This is a genomic window from Geomonas agri (assembly GCF_020179605.1).
In the GTDB taxonomy this organism is placed as follows: Bacteria; Desulfobacterota; Desulfuromonadia; order Geobacterales; family Geobacteraceae; genus Geomonas; species Geomonas agri.
Genome location: NZ_JAINZO010000001.1, coordinates 382,976 through 404,568, shown reverse-complemented (window position 1 = coordinate 404,568; position 21,593 = coordinate 382,976). Strand labels below are relative to the sequence as shown.

Annotated in this window: 12 protein-coding genes; 1 reads left to right on the top strand and 11 read right to left on the bottom strand. The window is 65.9% G+C overall.

Annotated features, from left to right (window positions below):
- Nucleotides 1-30 precede the first annotated feature (30 nt).
- The 5 genes from tkt to K7R21_RS01800 form a co-directional block, all read right to left on the bottom strand.
- On the bottom strand, nt 31-2,106 hold the full coding sequence (gene tkt / locus K7R21_RS01820) for a transketolase (RefSeq protein WP_224981568.1): 2,076 nt from the start codon (nt 2,104-2,106) through the stop codon (nt 31-33).
- 264 nt (nt 2,107-2,370) lie between these two features.
- Entirely contained in the window at nt 2,371-3,366 is a 996-nt protein-coding gene (locus K7R21_RS01815) for an aldo/keto reductase (protein ID WP_224981567.1), read from the bottom strand.
- A gap of 119 nt (nt 3,367-3,485) precedes the next feature.
- Nucleotides 3,486-4,913 carry an OmpA family protein gene (locus tag K7R21_RS01810; RefSeq protein ID WP_224981566.1) on the bottom strand — a complete coding sequence of 476 codons (1,428 nt, stop codon included), beginning with the start codon at nt 4,911-4,913 and terminating at the stop codon, nt 3,486-3,488.
- Between the two features lie 253 nt (nt 4,914-5,166).
- Nucleotides 5,167-5,535, bottom strand: a complete 369-nt coding sequence (locus K7R21_RS01805) for a rhodanese-like domain-containing protein (RefSeq protein WP_224981565.1) — start codon at nt 5,533-5,535, stop codon at nt 5,167-5,169.
- A 12-nt stretch (nt 5,536-5,547) separates the two neighbouring features.
- A complete protein-coding gene (locus K7R21_RS01800) occupies nt 5,548-5,745 on the bottom strand; it encodes a hypothetical protein (protein WP_224981564.1) in 198 nt (65 codons plus the stop codon).
- A gap of 394 nt (nt 5,746-6,139) precedes the next feature.
- On the opposite strand from K7R21_RS01800, the gene flgM reads away from it, so the two are divergent.
- Nucleotides 6,140-6,424 (top strand): flagellar biosynthesis anti-sigma factor FlgM, encoded by a 285-nt coding sequence (gene flgM / locus K7R21_RS01795; protein WP_224981563.1) that lies wholly within the window; start codon nt 6,140-6,142, stop codon nt 6,422-6,424.
- 104 nt (nt 6,425-6,528) lie between these two features.
- On the opposite strand, the gene K7R21_RS01790 is transcribed toward flgM, so the two are convergent.
- The 6 genes from K7R21_RS01790 to K7R21_RS01765 all read right to left on the bottom strand — a co-directional run bounded on the left by K7R21_RS01790 (nt 6,529) and on the right by K7R21_RS01765 (nt 21,545).
- Nucleotides 6,529-9,021: a methyl-accepting chemotaxis protein gene (locus tag K7R21_RS01790; protein ID WP_224981562.1), complete on the bottom strand. Its 2,493-nt coding sequence runs from the start codon at nt 9,019-9,021 to the stop codon at nt 6,529-6,531.
- A 27-nt stretch (nt 9,022-9,048) separates the two neighbouring features.
- Complete coding sequence (locus K7R21_RS01785; protein ID WP_224981561.1) at nt 9,049-9,804, bottom strand: substrate-binding domain-containing protein; 756 nt, start codon at nt 9,802-9,804, stop codon at nt 9,049-9,051.
- Nucleotides 9,805-10,153: 349 nt separating this feature from the next.
- Entirely contained in the window at nt 10,154-11,644 is a 1,491-nt protein-coding gene (locus K7R21_RS01780; protein WP_224981560.1) for a M15 family metallopeptidase, read from the bottom strand.
- Nucleotides 11,645-11,713: 69 nt separating this feature from the next.
- Nucleotides 11,714-15,127 carry an MBG domain-containing protein gene (locus K7R21_RS01775; RefSeq protein WP_224981559.1) on the bottom strand — a complete coding sequence of 1,138 codons (3,414 nt, stop codon included), beginning with the start codon at nt 15,125-15,127 and terminating at the stop codon, nt 11,714-11,716.
- 25 nt (nt 15,128-15,152) lie between these two features.
- Nucleotides 15,153-16,853, bottom strand: coding sequence for a delta-60 repeat domain-containing protein (locus K7R21_RS01770; RefSeq protein ID WP_224981558.1), 1,701 nt, complete (start codon nt 16,851-16,853; stop codon nt 15,153-15,155).
- Nucleotides 16,854-16,856: 3 nt separating this feature from the next.
- On the bottom strand, nt 16,857-21,545 hold the full coding sequence (locus K7R21_RS01765; RefSeq protein WP_224981557.1) for a pilus assembly protein: 4,689 nt from the start codon (nt 21,543-21,545) through the stop codon (nt 16,857-16,859).
- Nucleotides 21,546-21,593: the final 48 nt, after the last annotated feature.

The window sequence follows — 21,593 nt, the reverse complement described above, 5'->3', positions numbered from 1 at the left end:
GCATCCCCGGCACGGCGCGTCGCGCCGCGGTTAGCCTGCCGCCATCTGCCGGGCCAGCCGGCAGGCGTTCTCCACGGTGAAGCCGTACTCCTCGAGTACCTTGTCCCCCGGCGCGGAGGCGCCGTACCCCTCAACTCCGAGCACAATCCCGGCGTCCCCCACGTAGCGGTGCCACCCCTGGGGACTCCCCGCCTCGATGGCGAGCCTGAGCGGCACCTCCCGCGGCAGCACCGTCTCGCGGTAGGCGGCGGGCTGCTCGTCGAAGAGCTCCCAGCTGGGGAGCGACACCACGCGCACGGCGAGCCCCTCCTCCTGCAGTTGCAGGCGCGCCTTGAGCGCCAGCGCGACCTCGGAACCGGTGGCGACCAGGATCAGGCGCGTGCCGTCCCCCTCGAAGTCAGCCAGCACGTACCCCCCCTGCAGCACCCCCTGGGCCGGTGCGAAGCGTTCCCGGTCCAGCGTGGGGACGGCCTGACGCGACAAGACCAGCGCGACCGGGCGGTTCCTCACGGAAAGCGCCGCGCGCCAGGCAAAGGCGCTTTCGTTGGCGTCGCAGGGGCGCAGCACGATGAGGCGCGGTATGGCCCGCAGCGAGGCGAGGTGCTCCACCGGCTGATGAGTGGGGCCGTCCTCGCCGAGGGCGATGGAGTCGTGGGTGAAGACGTGAATCACCTTCAGTTCGGACAGAGCGGCCAGGCGCAGCGACGGGCGCAGGTAGTCGGAAAAGGTGAGGAAGGTGGCCCCGAAGGGAATGGTGCCGCCGTGGGCGGCCATGCCGTTCAGGATCGCAGCCATGCCGTGTTCGCGCACCCCGAAGTGGACGTTGGCGCCGGCAGGTCCCCACTCCCCGCCCACCGCACCCTGGCGGTCTTCGGGTTGGTAGGCCTCGCTTTGGAAGTCACCCTTGCCGGAGAGCGCGGTGACGGTGGAGGGGTTCAGGTCGGCCGAGCCGCCGAAGAACTGCGGCAGCCGCGCCGCCAGCGCGTTCAGGACTTTGCCAGAGGCGGCGCGGGTCGCCATCCCCTTGTCGTCGGGGGGAAAGACCGGGAGCGCCTCCTGCCACCCTTGCGGGAGTTCACCGGTGACGGCGAGGTCGAGCTCGCGGGCGAGCTCGGGGTACTCACCAGCGTAGCGGGCACGCAGTGCCTCCCAGTCGCGCTGGGCAGCGCCCCCCTGTTCCAACGCCCCCCGGAAGCGCTCCAGCGCCGGCTGCGGCACCAGAAATTCCGGTTCGGCCGGCCACCCGAGGTGCTCTTTGCTGCGCCGCACCTCGTCCGCACCCAGGGGGGAGCCGTGCGCCTCGAAGCTGTCCTGCTTGCCGGGCGAGCCGAAGCCGATGCGGGTGCGCACCATGATCAGCGACGGGCGCAGGGAGTCGGCCCGGGCCTCCTCGAGCGCGGCCGCGATGGCGGCGAGATCGTTGCCATCCTCCACCACCAGCACCTGCCAGCCGAAGGCGGCGAACCGGGCACCGCGCTCCTCGGAAAAGGAGAGGGAGGTCGAGGCGGCCAGCGTGATGCGGTTGTCGTCGTAGAGGCAGATCAGCTTGCCCAGGTGCAGGTGCCCCGCCAGGGAGGCGGCCTCGGACGCCACACCCTCCATCAGGTCGCCGTCACCGGCGATGACGTAGCTGTAGTGGTCGATGAGGCGGAAGCCGGGGCGGTTGAAGCGGGCGGCCAGGTGCGCCTCCGCCATGGCCATGCCCACCGCGTTGCCCAGCCCCTGTCCCAGGGGTCCCGTGCTCACCTCGACGCCGGGGGTGAGGCCGCGCTCCGGGTGCCCGGGCGTCCGGCTCCCCCACTGCCGGAAACGCTTGATCTCCTCCAGCGGCAGGTCGTAACCGGTCAGGTGCAACAGGGAGTACAAAAGCATCGAACCGTGCCCGGCGGAGAGGACGAAGCGGTCCCGGTCGAACCACGAGGGATCGGCCGGGTTGTGCTTCAGGAACCGGGTCCAGAGCTGGTACGCCATGGCAGCGGCCCCCATCGGCATGCCGGGGTGGCCACTGTTGGCCTTTTGAATCGCATCTACGGACAGAAAACGCAGGGTGTTGATGCAGAGCTGGTCCAGGTCGGCGGCGGGGTCGGTAACGGGATGCGTAGTCATGGCGCTGCTCCTTCAGGTATGAGGTCCGGGAGCATCGGCACCGTGTCCGCCACGCTTCTATCATCGACGCCGAGAAGCTTCTGAAGAACTGTGACAGAAAAGTTGGTGATGCTTCCTGCCATGACTATAACAACTCATTGGGGAAATAGGAACCGAGTCTCAACTGACAATTAGCAATGAACACTCGACAAGGTGCCGACCCCTATGACTTGGGCTCCCTTTCCAGATACAGTTTTATCGCCCGTTCCGTCCCCGTATGTCCTCCTAGTCGGAGTTGTCGACGAAGCGCAGCGCCGCCTCGGGGGAACGCGCCCCGGCCACCTGGAACCCGCACACCGACTGGTCCAGGCTGCACCAGACGTCTTCGCACAGCTTGAGCCCGACGGCCTGCGCGTTCTCCTCGAGGTAGCGCAGGTGCCTGGTCCCGGGGATGGGAACGATGTCGCTGCCGCGACGCAACAGCCAGGCGAGCGCCACCTGCGCCGGCGTCGCGTCGTGGGCACAGGCGAGTTCGTTGACCATGGAGACCAGGGTGAAGTTGTGGCGCAGGTTCTCGGCGAGAAAGCGCGGGTTCTTGCGGCGCCAGTCGCAGGGCTCCAGGTCGTCCGGTGTCCTGATCTTGCCGGCTAGGAACCCCCGCCCCATCGGACTGTAGGCGACGAAGCCGATGCCCAGTTCGCGCAGTACCGGTAACAGCTTGTCCTCCACCCCCCGCTCCCACAGCGAGTATTCCGACTGCACAGCGGAGAGCGGGTGCACGGCGTGGGCACGGCGCACGATGCCGGGGCCCACTTCGGAGAGGCCGATGTAGCGCACCTTCCCCTCCCGCACCAGTTCCGCCAGTGCGCCCACCGTCTCCTCGACCGGGACGGCGGGGTCCAGGCGGTGCTGGTAGTAGAGGTCGATGTAGTCCGTCCCCAGGCGCTTCAGGGAGCCGTCGATTGACCTGCGCACCTGCGCCGGGCTGCTGTCGAGCCCGATCTGCCGGCCGTGGGGCCCGAAGCGCCAGGCGAACTTGGTGGCCAGCACCAGCTTCTGGCGCGGGACCTCCTTCAGCAGGCGCCCCAGCAGTTCCTCGTTACAGAAGGGGCCGTAGACCTCGGCGGTATCCCAGAAGGTGATGCCCAGTTCGATGGCGCGACGCAGCACCCGGATCGACTCGGTCAGGTCGCCACTGCCGTAGCAGTAGGTCAACCCCCGGCACCCCAGTCCCAGCGCCGACACCTCCAACCCCTGTTGTCCAAGCTTGCGTTTGTGCATGGTAACCTCCCGAGAACAAAAATAGCCCATACGGATATGGGCTATTTCTGCGGCAGCAGTTCAGGGTTGCCGAAGGCCAGAGTGCTGGAGGTGAGCGCGGGAACCCTGGCCGGACATGGCTACTTGTTGATGACGCAGTCGATGATGGCGTTGATCCTGCGGTTTTGCTGCCGCCCTTCCGCGGTGTTGTTGTAGGCGATGGGACGGGTGGCCCCGAAGCCCCTGGCGGAGAGGCGGGAGCGCTCGATGCCGAAGTCCTTGACCAGGGAGTCGACTACGTTCTGGGCGCGCTGCTGGGACAGCTTCATGTTCTGGGCGGCGTTGCCGGTGTTGTCGGTATGCCCTTCGATCACTGCGGTGGTGGTATTGTAGCGCTTCATGTAGTCGGCCACCTTGGCGATCTCGTCGCGGTACTGCGGCTTGATGTCAGCCTTGCCCGGGTCGAAGTCGACCACCAGGGACATGCAGAGCCGCTCCGGCGGGGTGACCTGCTGCACATCGAAGGCGCAGTCGATGATGGCCTCGATGCGGCGGTTCTTCTGCTTCCCTTCGTTGGTCGCGTTGTCGGCGACGGGGCGGGTGAAGCCGTAGCCCTTGGCGGCGAGACGGGAACGTTCGATGCCGTACTGCTCGGTCAGCACATCGACCACGGCCTGGGCGCGTCGCTGGGAGAGATCCATGTTGTGGTTGTAGGAACCGACGTTGTCGGTGTGCCCCTCGATGACGGCGGTGGTGGTCGGATACTTCTTCATGAAATTGCCGACCTGGGCGATCTGGTCGCGCAGTTCCTGGCGCACGATGGCCTTGTCGATGTCGAACTCTCCGTGCAGGGTCATGCAGTACTTGTAGTGGCCGGGGCTGGGTTCGGTGGCCATCGGTTGCGGCGGTGCTTGCGGCTGGGCCTGTGCTTCCGGCTGCGCCGGCGGCGGGGTCTGGGCAACGGTGCCACCCGGTTCTGCTGCCGTAGCCGAGACAGGGGCAATCTTCTCGGTGCGCCCACCCATCACGAAGGTGAGCCCCAGGCTGTATTCCCAGTTTCTGGCGATGTCATCCTTGAGGTGCCTGCTCTGGAAGTCGATGATACGACGGCCATCGGCCCTAATGGCAACGTCGTCGCCCAGGAAGATCTTTAAGCCGGCGCCGCCGTTGACCGTACCGTCATGGGAGTCTTCCCCGCTGTACCTGATAACAGTCCCGCCACCGCCCAGGGCGAGGTACGGGACGAAGACGGACCTGGGCATGAAGTTCCAGATCAGGTCGAGGCGGTAGGAATACATGCCGTGCTCGTCATCGGTGCCCGCGTTTTCCGCCTTGACGTAGGTGCCCACCAGCTCCGTCTCGAAGTTGTCGGTCCAGTCGTAACCGAGCCTCAAGCCGCCCAGGAGACGGTCTTCGGTCAGCCAGCTCTGATGTTTGTCATCAAAGATGTAACCGCCGACGAAGGGGGAGATGGAGAACGCCCCCGCACGTTCTCCGGCATGCGCCGTGGCGGCCAGCGCCATCACGGCCAGGACCATGATGCAGATAAAGCCGGTGATCTTTTTCATCGTGGTAGCCTCCTTGTTGAGGAGGATCTTCTCCGAGACCCTCCCGCTAAATTTTCGAGCCGGCCTCTGGCTGGCCCATCCAGTCCCGGCCCGTGCCGGCGTGAAAGATCCGCTAACCCGCTGATTCCCTTTCCGCAATGCCTCGTCGGTTACTGCCGGAAAAATTAACGCTTACCAATATATCGGCATTCGTTTCGGTGTCAACACGCAAAGCCGCACTGGCGGCCGCTGCGCAAAGACTGCACAGCGCGGGTCATTCGCCGCGGATGCGGGTCATGTCCCGGGCGGCCCTCACCTCCTGCGCCGGGAGCCCAGCCCCCAGGTACGCGGCCACCCCTCCCGCCAGCACCCGCGCCTGGACACCGTTCTCTTTAAAGAGAGCGGCCAACTCTAGGGCAGGCTCGTCGTTGGGCAAACCGGAGACCACCACGACCAGGCGGTCGCGCGGCAATTCCGGCAGCTGCCGCCGGGCCTCGTCCCAATCGACCCGAAGCGCACCGCGCACCCTGTGCACGGCGAAGTCGGCATCGCCGGGGTGGCGCAGCTCGATAAAAAAGAGCGGCTCCCCTTCTTTGATCCGCTCCCATAGCCAGTCGGTCGTTACCGCCAGTTCGCTGCGCATGGCCCCTCCTGCTCAGTCTTCCCCCTCGTCGCCTGCTTTCTGGTCGACGTGTCTGCCATCGACCTTCCTCCTCAGGGTGAGGTAAACGAAGAGCGCGAGGGCCAAGACAATGAAGAGGGTGACACTCAGGGCGAAGGTGCCGAAGGAATGCTTGGCAGCCGGAGCGGGAACGGTGGACGGCGCCTGCGTTTGCGTTTGCACAGTAGCCATGGCCTCCTCCTTTTGCCGCTTGGCGCAGTCACCCGGCCGGCGGCACCCATCAAAAATAACTTAGAGACTTTTAATGTCAACAAGCCAATCTTTGTTTTTTTACTGTGACTGGAGCAGAAACCGGCCGGTGAGCACCGTGACAGGCGGCCAAGAGACAGGGGACCAACAGGGGAGAAGGTTCTAGGATGGATGACAGATGAGGAAATGCGATGGTGCTGTGAAACGGTGCGACAATGACTGTCGCGGCAAACCGACTACGATGTTGCCCCCGGGCTCAAGGGACACCTTGAGGGCCTGAATAATGAAAGAAAAATCACTGGGCTTTGTGCAGGAAAACTATTACCATTCAAGTAGTTCCTGAGTACACGACCTTAACGAGCAAAGAGCCGGAGATATGAACATCACCGATAAAATAGAGCAAGCGAAGCCTGCCATTCCCGTAGAGGGAAGGATGGACACCGCGCCGAGAGCCCGGGCGCAGCAGTCGGGGCGCCCTGCCAAGCGCCAGGAAGACCTGGTGGAGCTTTCTTCGTCGCTGTCCCAGATCTCCACCAAGGAACTGGACCAGCAGCAGGCGCAGCGGGTAGCCGCCATCAAGGCCCGGGTACAGTCGGGAGAGTACCGGGTCGATGCCCGGGACGTGGCGGAGAAGATGCTTTCGACACAAAGCGGCATCTGACCGGCAGCCTCCCCTGAAACGCCCAACGGCGCGTCACCGAAACTGGTGACGCGCCGTTGTCGTTTGGCGCTCCTGGTGACTGGGCGCTGCCGCTCCGGCCCCGGCTAGGCGGCGCCGGAGAGCCGGAACCACGCGGCCATGCCGGAGAGTTCCTCCGCGATCTGGCGCAGCTCCACCGAGGCACGCCTGACCTCGTTGGTGGAGTGCTCGGCGCGCTTGGTGATGTCGGCCATGCCGTCGACGTTGGCCGAGATTTCCACCATGGCCGTAGACTGCTGCTCGGCCGCCGCCGCGATCCGCTCCGCCATCTCCGCACCGCGAGTCGACACGGCCAGGATCTGCTCCAGCGACTGGCTCGCCTCTCCCGCGTAGCGCACCCCATCGGCAACGTTCCCGGTCCCCGCCTTCATGGCGCGCACCGTGCGCGTGGTCCCCTCCTGGATCTCCCGGATCATGGCGCCGATCTCGGCGGTGGCCTCGGTGGTGCGGGCGGCCAGCTTGCGCACCTCGTCGGCCACCACGGCAAAGCCCATCCCCAACTCGCCGGCCCGGGCGGCCTCGATGGATGCGTTCAGTGCCAGGAGCGAGGTCTGGTCGGCGATGTCGTTGATGATGCCGACGATGGAGCCCACCTGCTCCGACCTCTCCCCGAGGCTGTGCACCAGGACCGCGGCCTCGTGCACCGAGGCGGCGATCTGCTCCATGCCACGGACGGTAGTGGCGACCACCTCTTCCCCCTGCCCCGCGGTGATCAGCACCTGCTGGGACGCCTCCGAGGCCTGGGCGGCACTGCCGGCCACTTCGTTGATGCTCTGCGACATCTGCCCCACCGCGTCCGCCGACTGTTCGGTCGCTATAGCCTGCTCGCGCGCCCCTTGCGCCAGCTCTTCCGCGGTGACGGAGAGGTGGCGGGAGTGCGCGGCCAGGTTGGCGATGGCGCGGCTGAGCGCACCGGTGATCTCGCCCAGCTTGACTGTGGTCTGGTTGAAGTGGCGCGCCACTTCGCCGAACTCGTCCTTGCGGCGCGCGTCGAGCTGGGCGCTGAAGTCGCCGTTGCCGAACCCGGTGGCCAGCACGATCAGCTCCCGGATCGGCGTGGTGATGGAGCGCGCCAGCAGGATGCTGGTCACCAGGCCGAAGATCATCATGGCCAGCCCCAAAAGCGAGACCGCCACCACGAAGCTGCGCACCATGCGGTTCACCGAGGCAACCGCCTTCTCCTGCTCGCCCTGCGCCGCGGTGACCCCCTTTTTCCCCTGCTCGTTCTGCTGGGCCACCAGTTCCTTCAACTTCAGGTTGAGCGCCGCGGCCTGGGTGCGCACCTGCACCACCTGCTCAAGCTTGTCGATCACCCCATCCTTGGCCATGAGCTGGGACTTGATGGCAGCGAGCTTCCCCGCCACCCCGCGCAGCACACCCGCCTCGGCCGAATTTTTCGAGCCCAGTGCGGCCGCCATGCGTCCCTCGATCCCCTCGGCGGCGGCGAACTTGGTGCGCAGCTCGCCGCTCACCTGGGTGATCTCCTCCTTCGTGCGGGCGGCGAAAAGCTCCTTGATGCCGCTCTTGATGTCCAGCCCCAGGGAGATCAGGGTGCCGTTCTGGGCCAGGACATCCCCCGCGAGGGTGGAACCCTTGAGGGAGTCGTCGTGGCTGCGGCTTTCCTGGTTGTACTTGCCGGTGGCCAGGGTGACCGACTGTTCGATCTCGATGACCGCCCCGGAGAGCTTGGTAGCCACGCTCTGCGCCACCTGGTCGTACTCCGGGGGCGCATCTCCCCCCTTGGCCAGGGCCGCCCCCTTCAGTTCGAGGAGCCCCTGTGGGCCGGTGACCAGCTTGCGCGCCTCGGCCACCAGTTCCACCGGGGTCTTCACACTGGGATCACCGGCGGTGACCAGCCGGTTTTTACCGAACTCGTTCAGGGCCGCGTCCAGCTTGCCGCGGGCGATGATCACCCCTTTCCTGCCGGTCGCCTTGATCAGTTCGGAAAGGGCGAAGTTGGCGTCCTTGAGGAAGTCCCTGGCGGTGGTGAGGTTCATCAGCTTCTGCGTGATCTCGCTGGCCGAACCGCTGGAAACCGAGAGCTGGCGCGCCGACGATTTCTGGCGTTTCTGGATCGAGACGTCCAGCTCGGAGAGTTTCCTGGTGATCTCGGCGAGTTCCGACTTCATGGCCAGGTCCGCCTGGTGCGCCCCGTCCTCGGCCTTGAGCCGCGCCTGGGTCGTGGCCAGCATCTCCCGGGTCAGCCCCTCCAACCGCTCCACCTCCTCCGCGTCGACGCTCCCGCCATCCTTCCCCTTGAGGACGGCAAGCTCCCCCGTGACCTTGTGCAGGTCGGCGAGGGTGCGTTCCGCGTTGCCGCGGGCCGCGGCGAGGGCGTTGACGTTGGCGGCGAAGGAGACCTCGGAGAGGTTCGCAGTGTGTTCCTGCAGCGAGCGCTGCATCTCGATGGTCTTCAACTGGAACGGCGTGGAACGCTCGGTCAGTATGAAGAGCTTGCCCTGAACGAATTTCATGCCCAGAAGGCTCACCCCGCCGATGATGGCGATACCGGCAAGGGTGAGCAGGGCGTTGCAGATCAACTTGGTCTTTATCGTCATAGTGGCACCAGTTCAGGTCAGTCGGGGTTACTTCTTCACGTACTTGTCGCCTTCACCCTTGATGTAGTCGAGCACCTTCTGCAGCTTGGCCGAAGGCTTGCCCTGGGTCACCACCAGGATCGGGCTCACCAGTTCCGGAGACTGGACCACCTTCACCGAGGCGTCCGCCATGCCGAACGGATCGATACCGACCGCCTCGGGGGTGGCAGCGACACTGTCCTTGATCTTGGCGTAGTTGGTGGTGTCGAGGATGTCCTTGGTGACCTCGGCGCCGTCCAGGATCTCCTTCTGGAACTGGGCGTTCTGCCCCGGAGTCCCCTTGCCCCAGACCACGATGACGTCCTTGTCGTCACCGCCGACCTCTTTCCAGTTGGTGATCTTGCCGGTGAAGATCCCCTTCAGCTGCTCCTTGGAGAGCGCGGCAACCTTGTTTGATGGATGGACGTAGATGGCGGTGCGGTTCACGGCGACCTGCTGCACCACCAGGGTGTCGCGGTTCACCTTGACCCCGTCTTTCTCAGCGCCGCTCACCATGGATTCGAAGGGAACCGCCCCGGCCGCCATCTCGATCTTCCCCTTGATGAGGTCGACCAGGCCGTCCTTGGGCGAGGACTGCAGGACCATCAGCGTGTCCCCGGTCGCCTTCTCGAAAGGTGCCTTTATGGGAGTGAACACTGCGCTCATCGAGGCACCGCCGCCGCCTACCCTGATCTCTTCGCCGTAGGCTGCCGCCGCTGCTAGTACCACGAGAACGCACACTGCCGACTTCATCATCTTTTTCATGAGAACCTCCGGGAATTTTTTACAAGAGTATCGGCACTACTTATAGAACCATTAGCAATAAAAACAGGTTCATACGTATACAGCATCGATGTACCTGGTACGGGGAATGGGAGACGCGGCGGGATGGAGGCGTGGTGAGTGGCGGGGAAACGGATGGGGAAACCTGGCTGGCCGGGCCGGTGAGCGGGTAGGAAGCCGGAAAATGTCGTAGTTGTGGTGAGTTGGCGAGTTGGCGGGCGCCCGGTAAGAACGTGGCAACCGGGTGCGCTCCCTCGCGCTCGGCCCGGCATGGCCGGGGCGAGCCACGCACCTGGAGCGATGATCACTAGATTAGGGTCGGGTACGGCCGCTAGGACCCCGGCAGGAGGAGGCCCAGGTCGTACTCTAGGTGCTGGTAGTCGGGGAAACGCCAGCTTCCCCCCCAGGTGAAGCCGCGCTGGCGGAAGGGGACGACAAGTGGGTCGCCCGACTGCAGCATGCCCGGGCGCTGGTCGCGCCGGTCGAGGTGGTCGGCGGAACCGGCGGGGAGCACGCGGCACAGGGAGGGGTTGGCGAGGCAGAACCCGGCCGCGGCGGCGCCCCCCGCGATCCCTTTGGTCTGCGCACCTGCCCCCTCCTCCAGCATCAGGTAGGGGTTCTGGCGCGGGTTGACATCGATGGCGGCGCCATAGCTGTGCCTGGAGAAGACGCCGGGCCTGCCGGGGACCTCGCGGCAGTTGAAGGCCGAGCTGTTGTTGGCCTCCATGGAACGGAAGTCGTCGCCGTCGTAAGCGTCGATGAGCTCCATCTTCTCGATAGGGAAGCGCCCGTTGTAGGCGCTGTGCAGGGAGTCCATGAAGAAGGCGGCCAGCGCCTGGTGCACCACCAGTTCGCCGTAATGCGGTTTGCCGTCGAAGCCCCAGTAGGAGGTGACCAGGTAGGCGAGCTGGTCAAGGGGAACCGGGCACTCGGGTCGCCAGCTTTTCTTTTCCTGCATCTGCTGCCCGACGCTCGCCGGCAGCGACACTGCCGCGGCGAAGAAGCCGCCAGCGCCGTGGCGCAGCGCCAAGAGGCGCCCCCCCTCGATGAGCTTTCCCTTCGGCCCGGCGGGCAGGTCGGTGGGGAGCTGTTCGGCTCTGCCAGCCAGGGTGGCGGCCACGGCGGACGCGCTGCCGATGACCACCTGCGGTCGCTGTTCCGGGTCGAGCCAGTCGATCAGCTGCACCAGATCCTGTTCCGGCAGCGAGACGCAGCCGGCGGTGGCGCTGTCGTGACCGCGCTCGACGTGGATGAAGATGGCGCTCCCCAGGTCGCGCACGACCGGCTCTGTGTTGTACTCGAGCACCAGGGCGTACTTGTAGAGCGGGTCGGGACGCAAGAGGTCCTCGAAGGAGGAGGCGCGGCTTTCGCCGCGCCGGACCCAGCGGTTGTAGTCGGGGGATTGCGAGTCGTCCACCCAGAGGTCCTGCCTGTCGACCTGGCGGTAGGGGAAGGCGCCGGGAAGGCCGGGGGGGTAGCCGAAGGCGGTGCGCAGGCCGAAGATACCGGCGGGGGTGCGGCCGTCCCCTTCGCGCTTCTCGAAAGGGGGCGCCACGCCGTTGCGCCCCAGGTTCACCGGGACCGCCGGCAGGGCAAGCTCCCACCCCAGCAGCGAGCGCCGCACCGGATAGAGGGTTGCCTGCGGCTGGCCGGGGGTACCGGGGTCGACGTAAAGGAACTGGCCGCTCCGGGAGTTGCGAGCGATGCCGTCCAGGCTCTCGCTGACCCGCCGCGGCAGCTCGCGGTTGTAACTGCATCCCGCCGCAACGGCTAAGGTCACCAGCACAATGCCACCGAAAATGGATCGCCAAGTCCTGCTCATGCACCGCTCCTGGTCGTAAGACTAGAGACGTCTTTACGTTTTTGGAGCGGGAAAGGCAAGGAAAAGTTGTCAGAGATGCAGGCCGACTATCCTCCTCAGCAGCACCAGCAGATCGCCCACGTCGATGACCCCGTCCGGCCGGGACACCCCGTTCACCACCGGGGCCAGGTCCCCGTGGGCGAGTGCGGCGGCGCTGGCGGGCTCGGACCCCAGGGAGATCCTCAGTAACTGCAGGGCGTCATGGATGTCGACGCTGCCGTTGCCGCCCAGGTCGCCGCTGATGCGCTCGATGCGCACCAGGTTGCGGTGCGCCACGCTGGTTGCCCCGTCGACAGAAGCCGCCCGTACCGCGATCCGGTTTTCCCCCAGCGCCAACGCCAACTGTTGCCGGAAGGCCCCGGCGACCACGTCGGGAGTGTAGAGCGCCCCCCCTGCCTCGACCTGCACCCCCTCCGCGGCACTCCCGACCGTGCCCTGAATGGTGACCGCCTCGGCCTCGGTGCGCAGGTCCTGCGCGGGCTCGCCGATGGCCAGGGCCGGTGCCGCGGGGTCGAAGGTAACGCTCCGCTTGCTGCGCGAACTGCGCCCGTCGCGCTCCGCGGTCAGTTCGACGGTGTTCACCCCCGGCGCGAGCAGCGCACTCCCCGTAAAGCTCCCCCCGCTCACCGGGAGCAGTTGCAGCGCGTCGCCGTTCACCGCCATGGTCACCGTGCTTCCCGGGGTCACCGTCCCGGTCACGGGGCAGCTCACGGCATCGGTGACGCTGTTGTCAGCCGGGGAGGTCAGCGCCAGGACCGGGGCCAGGGGGTCGAGGGTGACGATGAAGTTGTGCGTGGTCACGTTGCCCGCGCCGTCGCGGGCGGTCACGGTGATGGCGTTGTCCCCGTCGGCGAGGGTAGCGGCGGCACTGAACAGTGCCGCGTCGGCGCCGCGCTCGACGCCGGCCACGCTGAGGCTCGCGATGCCCGAGACGTCCGCGGCCCGGCCCATGATGTTCAGCACCGGGTTGGAGGTGCTGGCCCCGGAGTTGAGCGTCGAGAGGTAAAGCTGCGGCGGCGTCCCCTCCTGGGCCACGGTGAGGGTCCTGGAAACCGGCAAGGCGGCAAGGTAGTTGCCACTTCCTTCCTGGAGTGCGCTGAGCACCGTGGTCCCCGCGCCGACCACGGTCACCGTGCTCCCCGCGACTGTCGCCACGGCCGAGTCGGAGCTCAGGTAACTTAGCGGCAGCCCGCTAGTGGCGCTCCCGTCGAGGTCGAAGTGAAGATCCCCCACCACCTTCTGGGCCGGCGAGGAGAAACTCACCTGCTGGCCGCTTCTATGCACGACGAAGGGCTGCGACTTCTCGAGCGCCGTCTCCAGGTTGCCGCTCCCCGCCTGGCTCGCCATGATCATGACGCTCCCCGCCCCGGTGATGATGACCACGTTGCCGTCGACACGGGCCACCTCGGGGTTGGAGCTGCGGAAGCTGAGCGGGAGCCCGCTGCAGGCGGAGGCGACGATCTCGAAGGGGGGATCGCCGAAGGTCCGCTCGGGGATGGCGGGGAAGGTGATTTCCTGGCAGGACCGGTACACGGTCAACGTGCCGTTGACCGGCACCAGTTGGTAGTTGGCGGCCTGTAGCGTGCCGGTGCCGGCCACGATGGCGTAGCTTCCCACCGGGCTGGACAAGACGGCAGGGGTGGCCAGCACCGGGGCACCGGTCAGCACCGCGCCCCCTTCCCCGTTCACGAATCCCTGGTAAGCGACGGTCAGCTCGGGGTTTGAAGTGAGGTAGGCGCGGGTCTTGTCCTCGGCCACCACGTGCAGGGGGGCCTTGACGACGGTGAGGGTCACCGGGACCGACGGGGCCGGCTCCCAGAAACCGTCCCCGCCCTGCGAGGCGGTGATCACGGTGCTCCCCGCGCCGGTGACGCGGACCTCCGCGCCGACCACGACCGCAACGGCAGGGTTGGAACTCGCGTAGCTCACGGTGAGACCGCTGCTGGCGCTCGCACCCGCGGCGAAGGCGGGTGCCCCGTAGACCTTCGGGGGAGGCTCGGCAAAGGTGATGCCCTGGGGGCGCCCGGTGACGGTGAAGGTGCCGTCGACGAAGCTGTAGCGGTAGTTGGCGCTGGTGATGCTCCCGAGGGCGGCATGGATGGGATAACTCCCCCGGGGAGTACCGGCATCAACGCTGGTGGTAAGAAGCGGGGCACCGCCGAGGCTCGCCGCGGTGTCCCAGGGGGCAAGCCCGGTGCAGGTGGCGGTGAACTGGGGATTGCCGTTGCCGGCGGTCTTCACCTGGTTGTCGGCGCTGATCAGCAGGGGCGCCTGGTTGATGGTGAGGCTCGCGCCGCTGAACACGAGGTCGTAGGCGCTGCCAAGGGCGAGGGTCCCCACGGTGATGGCGTAGCCCCCAACGTCCTCGCCCGCCACGCGAGACAGCGCCCCGGTGAACTGGTCGCTGCCGTTCAGGGGGGGATCGAAGCTGTAGCCCAAGGAGGGATCGGCCTGTCCGTAGGTTTTGCTTTGGCCGTGGGCAGTCACGGTAATGGTCGTCTTCTGCGGCTTCAGGTAGTAAAGGCGCAGCGACTCCACGAGGGAGCCGATGGTACCGTGGTCTCCGGTCACGTATCCCCTGGCGCGCACGTAGCCGTTGACCCGGGTGCCGTACTGGGCCAGGTTGACCCCGTCCAGGCGCCACCCCCCCGCCACCCGGTTGCCCCTGCCCAGCGGGACCCAGACCGGGGTGGCCGCGTCCGGGTCGGGCGAATACTCGAAGCTCACCCGCCACAGTTCCGGCGAGGTTCCCGAGCGCAGCCAGGTGACGGTATCCCCCGTGTCGGAGACGGAGAGGTCCTCGAAGCTCCAGCCGTTGGCATAACGGCCCAGCTTGCTCCTGCCGTTTTGGTCCGTGAAATCGCCTCCAATGAGGAATTTGCCGTCCGGCCCGAGATTGATGGTCTCGACCTGGCTGATGGGGGTCCCGCTGGCGAAGGAGAAGGCGCCCAGGTCGAAGCCGGTGTCCAGGCGTCCTTCCGGGGTGATGCGGGCCACGTAGTCGCGGTAGATGACGGTGCCGTACCCGTCGGTCACCTGGTCGAACACGCCGAAGATAATGATGCTGCCGTCGCTTTGCAGGGCGAAGCCGATCACGTCGTCGCTAAAGCTCGCGTCGTAGTTGTAGAGGGCTTCGATGACGAAGCTCTCGTCGACGCTGCCGTCACTGTTAAGGCGCACCACGTTCCTCGTTACCGGGACCAGGTCCCCGGTGTCCGGGTCCGTGTAGCTGCCGGGGTACATGGGATAGCCGGAGATGAGGACGCGGCCATCGGGGAGCAGCGCCAGGTGGTCGATTCTACCCCCCATCTGCAGCGGGGTGCCGCCGTGCCAGCCCGGATCGGGGCTGCCGTCGGGTTTGAGCCGCAGCACGCGCCCGGTGCGGGTGGCGACCAGCAGCATGTTGTCCGGTTGCAGCGCCAGCGCGCTGACGACGCCATTCACGCCGGCAGAAGGGACGAAACTCGGGTCATGCTCCCCGGTGGTCTTGAGGCGGAAGAGGTAGCGATAAGGGGACGCGATGACGTTGTTCCCCCCCCACGTACATCATGCCGTCCTCCGCCACCATGACCGTGTTAAGGGTGCCCCACTTCTGCAGGTAGGCGTTCACCGCAGTGTTGAAAGCGGCCGGTCCCGGGATCCCCGCTTGGGTCACCTGCACCAACTGGTGCTGTTCGATGCCATTGACGGTCAGAAAGTTCCCCCCGAACAAAAGCGCGTCCTGGGCCAGCGGCACAATGCTGGTCGTGCGCTGCCCCAGGGTGAGCCCGGCGTCGAAACCGGGATCGAGGGACCAGTCCTTGGTGAGCCTGGCGACGTGGAACCGCGGCGCACCGAGCACGTTCTCGAAGAGGCCGGCGATGGTGGTGTAGCCGTCCGGGCGCAGCAGGAGCCTGGTCACCAGCCCGGTGTCGTCGACGATCTGGGCCAGGGTGTCGTCGAGGGTACCGTAGGGGTAGAAACGGGCCAGGGACGTGCGCGGGACGGAGCCGATGTTGGTGAAGTCTCCGCCGGCCAGGATGTTTCCGTCTCCCTGGCGCGCCACAACCCGTACCGCCGCATTGGCCGCGGGGAAGGCGGTGTCGGCCAGGGTTCCGTCTATCTTCAGGCGCGCGAGATTGGCGCGTTGTGCCGGGGCGGGGCCGATGGTAAAGGTGCCGCCGGCCAGGATCCGGCCGTCCGGCTCCACGAGGATCGAGGCGACCCGGGCTCCGGGCGCGTTGTCGAAGCCGGGGTTGAAAGCGTCCAGGGTCCCGTCGGGGTTTAGCCTGGCGAGGTAGGTGCGGGAGAGGAGCCCTCCCGAGAAGTCTCCTCCCAGCAGTATCTTCCCGTCCGCCTGCACGGCCAGGGCGCGCACGACGCCGTTGGGCGACGACGGAGCGAAGCTTGAGTCGTAGGCGCCTTGGGCCGAGAACCTGGCGATGTTGGCGGACCCCGTTCCGGCGAACTCCCCACCGACCACGATGGCGCCGTTATGCACCTGCACCGCGTGGATCGCCACGTTGCCGGCGTCATCGGTCAAGCCTCCGGTCCAGGTCCAGGTGAGCGCTCCGCTCGTGGCCGACAGCCCGGCCAGGTTCCTCGTGGGCACCCCGGACTTGAGCTCCCGGAACGCTCCAGCCACGAGGAGGTCCACGCCGGTCGGCAGCATGACCAGCGCGTTGACCGTCACCGGCGCGAGCGCGCTGGTGATCGGGTCCACGCTATCCAGCGCTCCGCTCGACCCGGACAGCCGTGCCAGCCCCTTGCGGCTCACCCCACCCACCGTGGTGAAGCTCCCCCCGATCCAGATCCCGTCCGGGTTGGCGGGCGTGGCCAGGTCCGGTTGCAGGGCTATGGCACGCACGGGGCCATCCGGAAGCGGCGGAACAAAGGTGGTGTCCAGGGTGCCGTCGTGGTTGATCCTGGCTATGTTGGTGCGCGTCACCACGCCGTCGGTGAGAATGAATTCCCCCCCCAGTATGATCTTCGCGTCCGTGCGTTGCACCGCTATGGCATGCACCGAACCATTGATGGCCACCGTACAGCCGTTATGGATGGCGAAGCCGTCCAGGGTCCACACCGCGGCACCGGCCGGGAGCGCCGTGGCCCAAAGCAGCACCAGAACCACCAGCACATGTGCCGCCAACGTCTGTATTGCCCGCCCTGTCAGCACCGTTCTCTCTCCCATGCCCTAGCGCTCCTGGATATGGATGATCTTCTTCAACGGTTTGAGACCGCTGTTGGTGACCAGCCGCGGCTTGAGCGCTTTGCCCGGCTGGGGAGGACTGCGCCGCTTGCCGTGGTCCGGCAAGGCTGCCGCGTCGAGGGTGGCGCTGCTGCCGTTGGAAAGGGGCATCAGCGCCTGGGCGGCAACAGATCTGATCGGGCCGCCGGTGCTGTAGTGCACCCCCCAGAGGTAGGCAACCCCGTCCTGGCAGGGATCGACGGATGGTTGGTAGGTGGTGAAGAAGACGGCGCCGCCGGTGAGCGAGATGGGGTTATCGACGACACGCTCACTGGCCAGCCGGCCGGAGGGGCCATCGAGGGAGATGCGCCACCCCTTGTAACTGCTGCCCTGGTCCTTCACGGCAACGACGCGCGTCACGTCCGTGACGTCGGTCAGATCGGACAGCTTAACCGGCTCCTCGGTGCAGGCCGCATCGAGGGCGTTGTTGCCAAAGTAGCAGGGCTCGCTCACGCCGTAGAGCGCTCGTCCGGCGGAGAGGTCGTCCTGGTTGTTGAAGTACCTGCCGGTCCCGAAGTAGAGCCAGAGCCGTCTGTACTGCCGGTCCTGGAGCTTCCCCACCGAGGTGGTCACAGGGCCTATGTCGTCGATGACCTTGCTGGTCTTCCAGGTGGAAGGATCCGGGTCCTCCTTGGTGAGAAGCCTCAGCACCCCTCCAGTCCATCCGCCGCCGTCGGCAGCCCTGGTGTAGCCCACGTAGAGGGCATCGTCCTCGTAATTGCCGCTGTTACTGGCGTCGGACGAGCCGTTCCAGCGGTCCGCATCGATCCCGGCGCCCGCCATGCTGCCGCCGAAGGCCTTCTGGATGCCGGTGTCGATGATCCAGTAGTTACGCCCCTGCACGAGCGGGGGGACCGCGTTCAGGTCGACCACGAACAGCTTCAGGTTCTGGTCCGATACTCCGGTGAACTGGCGGGTCTTCCGGTCCACGGCACCGGTGGGGCCGGAGGCGAAGACCGCGAACCAGCGGCCGTTGCGGTTGGGATCGTGGATCACCACCTGGTCGTCGCCGGTGCTGCGTGCCTTGACCCGCAGGATGGCGGGGCCGGAGGTGGCAAACCCCAGCTCGGGGTGGGAGAACTCCCATAGCAAGGTGGGCGCACTGCTGGAGCCGTCTTCGGCCTGGCCGGTGACGTCCAGGGCGAAGTAGGAGGATAGCCCTCCCACCCCCGCAGCCGGGGCCTTGACGCAGGTCGGAGAGGGATCCTGGTCACTGCAGGCGTCCCCGGACAACCTGCTGGCTCCCCCCAGCCCCATACCGCCGATGAGGACGGTGCGCCAGCTGTTTCCGGAGGTGTCCTTGATGCAGTTCCAGTAGTCGTCGCGGCTGCAGCGCTGCGGGTCGCCGATGGCAGCGTCCACAAGGGTGATGGCACCATCCACGTAGTACAGGTGCGGATAGAGTGGCTCCTTCAGGTAGCGCAGGTAGGGAAGCGCATTCTTGGGCACGAAGGCCCATTGCTCCTCGCCCAGCCGGTCCTCCTCCCCAGACACGGTGGCGAGAGCGGCTTTCTGGCTTACCGGCCAGCTCTCGTTGCCGTCGGGGCGGACCTTGAGCTTGCCCAGCCGAAAGGCGTGCAGCATGCCGTCATTGGCCCCCACGTAGACCGTCCCTCGTTTGCGGTACGCCTCCGAGTCGCTGAAGGTGCCGTACGAGACGTCTCCGTAGCCGCGGGGCGCAGCGAGATGGTAACTCCCCAGCGGGACCGCCGACTGCAGTACCGGAGTTGAAGAGATGATATCCCCGAGCTTCCAGACCCGCTTATCCGTTGCGCCGTATGCCGTGAGCGTGCGCGTCCGGGTGGCCGGGCCGTTGGCGCCGGTGCTGTCGTCGGTCCCCCGGGCGAAGGCCACGATCTGGTCCGCCTCCGCCTGGTCCTTGGCCTGCAGCAGCTGCTGGTTTGCAGCCGACGTGGTATCGAGAAACGGGATCAGGAAAGCACCGCCGGTCTGGGTGTAGATGGTCCTGGTGGAGGGCACCCTCTCCCAAAGTTTGCGCCCGGCGCGCCACAGGCTCTGCACCGCCTCGGGAACCACGGTCATGGGGTAGCCGGAGGGCTGGGGCACGTCGATGCTGCCGTCGCCGTCCGCGTCGCCGGAGAGCCTGGCGCGGGTCTCGAGCAGGACCGGGTCCAGAATGAACTGTACGACCCGGCCCTGTTTCAGGTCGAGTTTCCTGTCCCCCCCGGTGTCCTCCCTGATGCCGCTCGACGCCCCGACGCTCCCCCCGATGAAGGGATCGATGTAGTACCAAAGGCTCTGCATCTCGCCGATCCACGCCGCAGAGGTGCGCCCTGCGTCGAAGCTCTTGTTGGGATAGAACTGGGGCTGCAGGAAAAGCGCACCGTTCCCCTCGCCGGTGGCCAGTATCGAGCTGCTGCCCCCCGTGTACGAGCCCCCCACCACCTGCTGGAACAGCCCCTTGAGCGCGCTCTGCAGCGCAGCGGGGTTGCGGACGCTCTCGATGACTCCCCCTCCCTTTGACGCGGTCAACTGCATCAGCTTTTCTGGTTTTCCTTCGTCCGAGCTGACGCAACTGCCGTCCGGGTTGTACCCGGTCCCGGTTTTGGGGTCGCCACACGGGGGGCCGGTGTAGACCACGTGGGTGGTGATGTAGTCCCTGCGCCGTGAAATGGGCTGGTCGGGATCGAAGATGTTCTTATGCCTCGCGATCCAGGCGAGGTCATCGAGGTTGTAGCTGCCAAGGTATGACGGTGCCGCATCGGGCGCCGTGTCGTTGGTGGTGGTCAGGCTGGCAGGGATGCCGTCGCTGCCGGTCCACTTGGCCACCGCAGCTGCTACATAACTGTTCACGGCAGTGGCGCGATCAGCGGTGGACATGCCGTCGGTAAGGATCAGCACGTTGTTGCTTTGGCAACTGTACTTGGATGGTGGATTGGCGAGGTTGAAATCTTCCTGCTGCAGGCGCAGCTTGTCCTGGCTGGCGAAGTAGCCGATGACGTCGTAAAACGCCTCGGCCAGGGGTGTCCAGGAGGTACCCCTGATGGCATCGATGGCAGCGACCAGGCTGGTGCCGGTACCATGGTCGCCGACCTCGGTGTAGTTGATATAGGAGATGATCCTGCCGCCGTCATTGTGGGTGTCTTCGACACAGGGCCCCGCTGACCTGCAATCGCCGTCAACGTAGCACTCCCTGCGGGGGGGCGCGTCGTTACTGCAGTGTTTGACGCAAGGGATGGTATCGCGGCACTCGGAGCCGGCACCGTTGTCGTTGAAGACCATGGCCCCGAGGTTGATCTCCGTTGCGAACTGCTGTATCAGCCCGGTCGGGGCCGCCGCCGTTGCTACCCGGACCTGCAGCGTCCCGGCGACCTGCCCAAGGCTGGTGATTCCCGCGTCGAGTATGTAAGCAGGAAGGCTCGCGTTGGTCCCCGCCTGGGTCACACCCGTAGATGGGTCCGCCAACCAGGGCATCTGCACCTCGGAGCAGAAGTCCTTGGTCTGGGTCACCGCGCAGTCGGCATCAACTTCGTCGCCCGTCTGGTAGCACTGACCGAGGTAGCCGGTGACAGAGGTAGTTTTCTCATGGGTAATGGGGTTTTCATGGGTGATAAAGTTGTGAAAAACCCCACCGCCACAGACGTCGTCGCCGGTGTTCTTGACAATCTTTGTGGGCTGGCTGGAGTACACGGAACTGTAGCGTTGGATGCAATCAAAGACCAAGGTGTCGGCGATATCGTCGTAAACGATGTCGGTGCCGGCTCGATAGGTATAGCAGTAGGTCATGATCTCGGCGAAGACCTTGCCTGCGGTCGGCGTACCGTCGTTAAGTTCGAGTTTCCCCATACACTTGGCGGTGTAGAGCGCGATGTCGTTGCGGGTTCCCAACTGCCATTTGTTCACCGCCGTGAGGCAATCGTCCCGGTTGTACTTGGCGGGGTAGACGTCGATTCGGGACGGCCCACCGTGGTTGGCCTGCTGCACGTAGCCTGGTTCCGACGGAATCGGCCCGCGCACACCGAAAGTGACCGGGAGAGGTTTGGTCAGGTCATTGACGATCTTCTCGTTTTCGGTCGTTTCTGCATAGACCGTCTTCACGTGACGTTTCCCCTGGCAGCCGCGCGATTCCCCCTGCAGTGTTCCGCTGACGGTATCGTACTTGCCGCCCGTCAGCGCCAGTTTCTCCAGGTCCAGTTTACTCATGGCGAGCCAGTTCAGAAACTTGCCGGTGGCGAGGAAGTTGTCGATCTTATTGGAGCTGTCGAGGTTCACGCAGAAATGGGATGATCTGGCCTGGTTGCAGCTACTCGCCCCAATGCTGACCGTGGCGGGCACAAACTTGCCGGAGCCCAAGGGCTCTACGGAGTAACGATAGAGCGTGCCTTGATCGAAGTAGCCGGGATAGTTCCCTTCCGGCGACGGGTCGAAGCCATCGTCAAAACAGAAGACATTGGGATCGGTATAGGCGAGATCGTACATGCTGGCGGAGTTATCCAGCAACAGGAGCAGGTTGGGCTTGACCCCGAAGCCGGGCAGCGGCGGAACGCTACAGTAGGCCTGCATCGAGGAAGCGGCGTCGGCCCCTCGTGCCTCGTGCGCGCCGGCGCAGGTCACCACGGCAATCAAGCCGATAAGAACCAGGACGGACCATGCCACATCCGCTACCCTACCCATTCCCATCGTGCCACCTCTCCCATTAAGAACACGCGAGTCCCACCGGGG

What these genes read in the sequence shown, in the direction of transcription:
- tkt (WP_224981568.1), bottom strand. Translation starts at nt 2,106, where the DNA reads ATGACTACGCATCCCGTTACCGACCCCGCCGCCGACCTGGACCAGCTC.
- K7R21_RS01815 (WP_224981567.1), bottom strand. Translation starts at nt 3,366, where the DNA reads ATGCACAAACGCAAGCTTGGACAACAGGGGTTGGAGGTGTCGGCGCTG.
- K7R21_RS01810 (WP_224981566.1), bottom strand. Translation starts at nt 4,913, where the DNA reads ATGAAAAAGATCACCGGCTTTATCTGCATCATGGTCCTGGCCGTGATG.
- K7R21_RS01805 (WP_224981565.1), bottom strand. Translation starts at nt 5,535, where the DNA reads ATGCGCAGCGAACTGGCGGTAACGACCGACTGGCTATGGGAGCGGATC.
- K7R21_RS01800 (WP_224981564.1), bottom strand. Translation starts at nt 5,745, where the DNA reads ATGGCTACTGTGCAAACGCAAACGCAGGCGCCGTCCACCGTTCCCGCT.
- flgM (WP_224981563.1), top strand. Translation starts at nt 6,140, where the DNA reads ATGAACATCACCGATAAAATAGAGCAAGCGAAGCCTGCCATTCCCGTA.
- K7R21_RS01790 (WP_224981562.1), bottom strand. Translation starts at nt 9,021, where the DNA reads ATGACGATAAAGACCAAGTTGATCTGCAACGCCCTGCTCACCCTTGCC.
- K7R21_RS01785 (WP_224981561.1), bottom strand. Translation starts at nt 9,804, where the DNA reads ATGAAAAAGATGATGAAGTCGGCAGTGTGCGTTCTCGTGGTACTAGCA.
- K7R21_RS01780 (WP_224981560.1), bottom strand. Translation starts at nt 11,644, where the DNA reads ATGAGCAGGACTTGGCGATCCATTTTCGGTGGCATTGTGCTGGTGACC.
- K7R21_RS01770 (WP_224981558.1), bottom strand. Translation starts at nt 16,853, where the DNA reads ATGGGAGAGAGAACGGTGCTGACAGGGCGGGCAATACAGACGTTGGCG.
- K7R21_RS01765 (WP_224981557.1), bottom strand. Translation starts at nt 21,545, where the DNA reads ATGGGTAGGGTAGCGGATGTGGCATGGTCCGTCCTGGTTCTTATCGGC.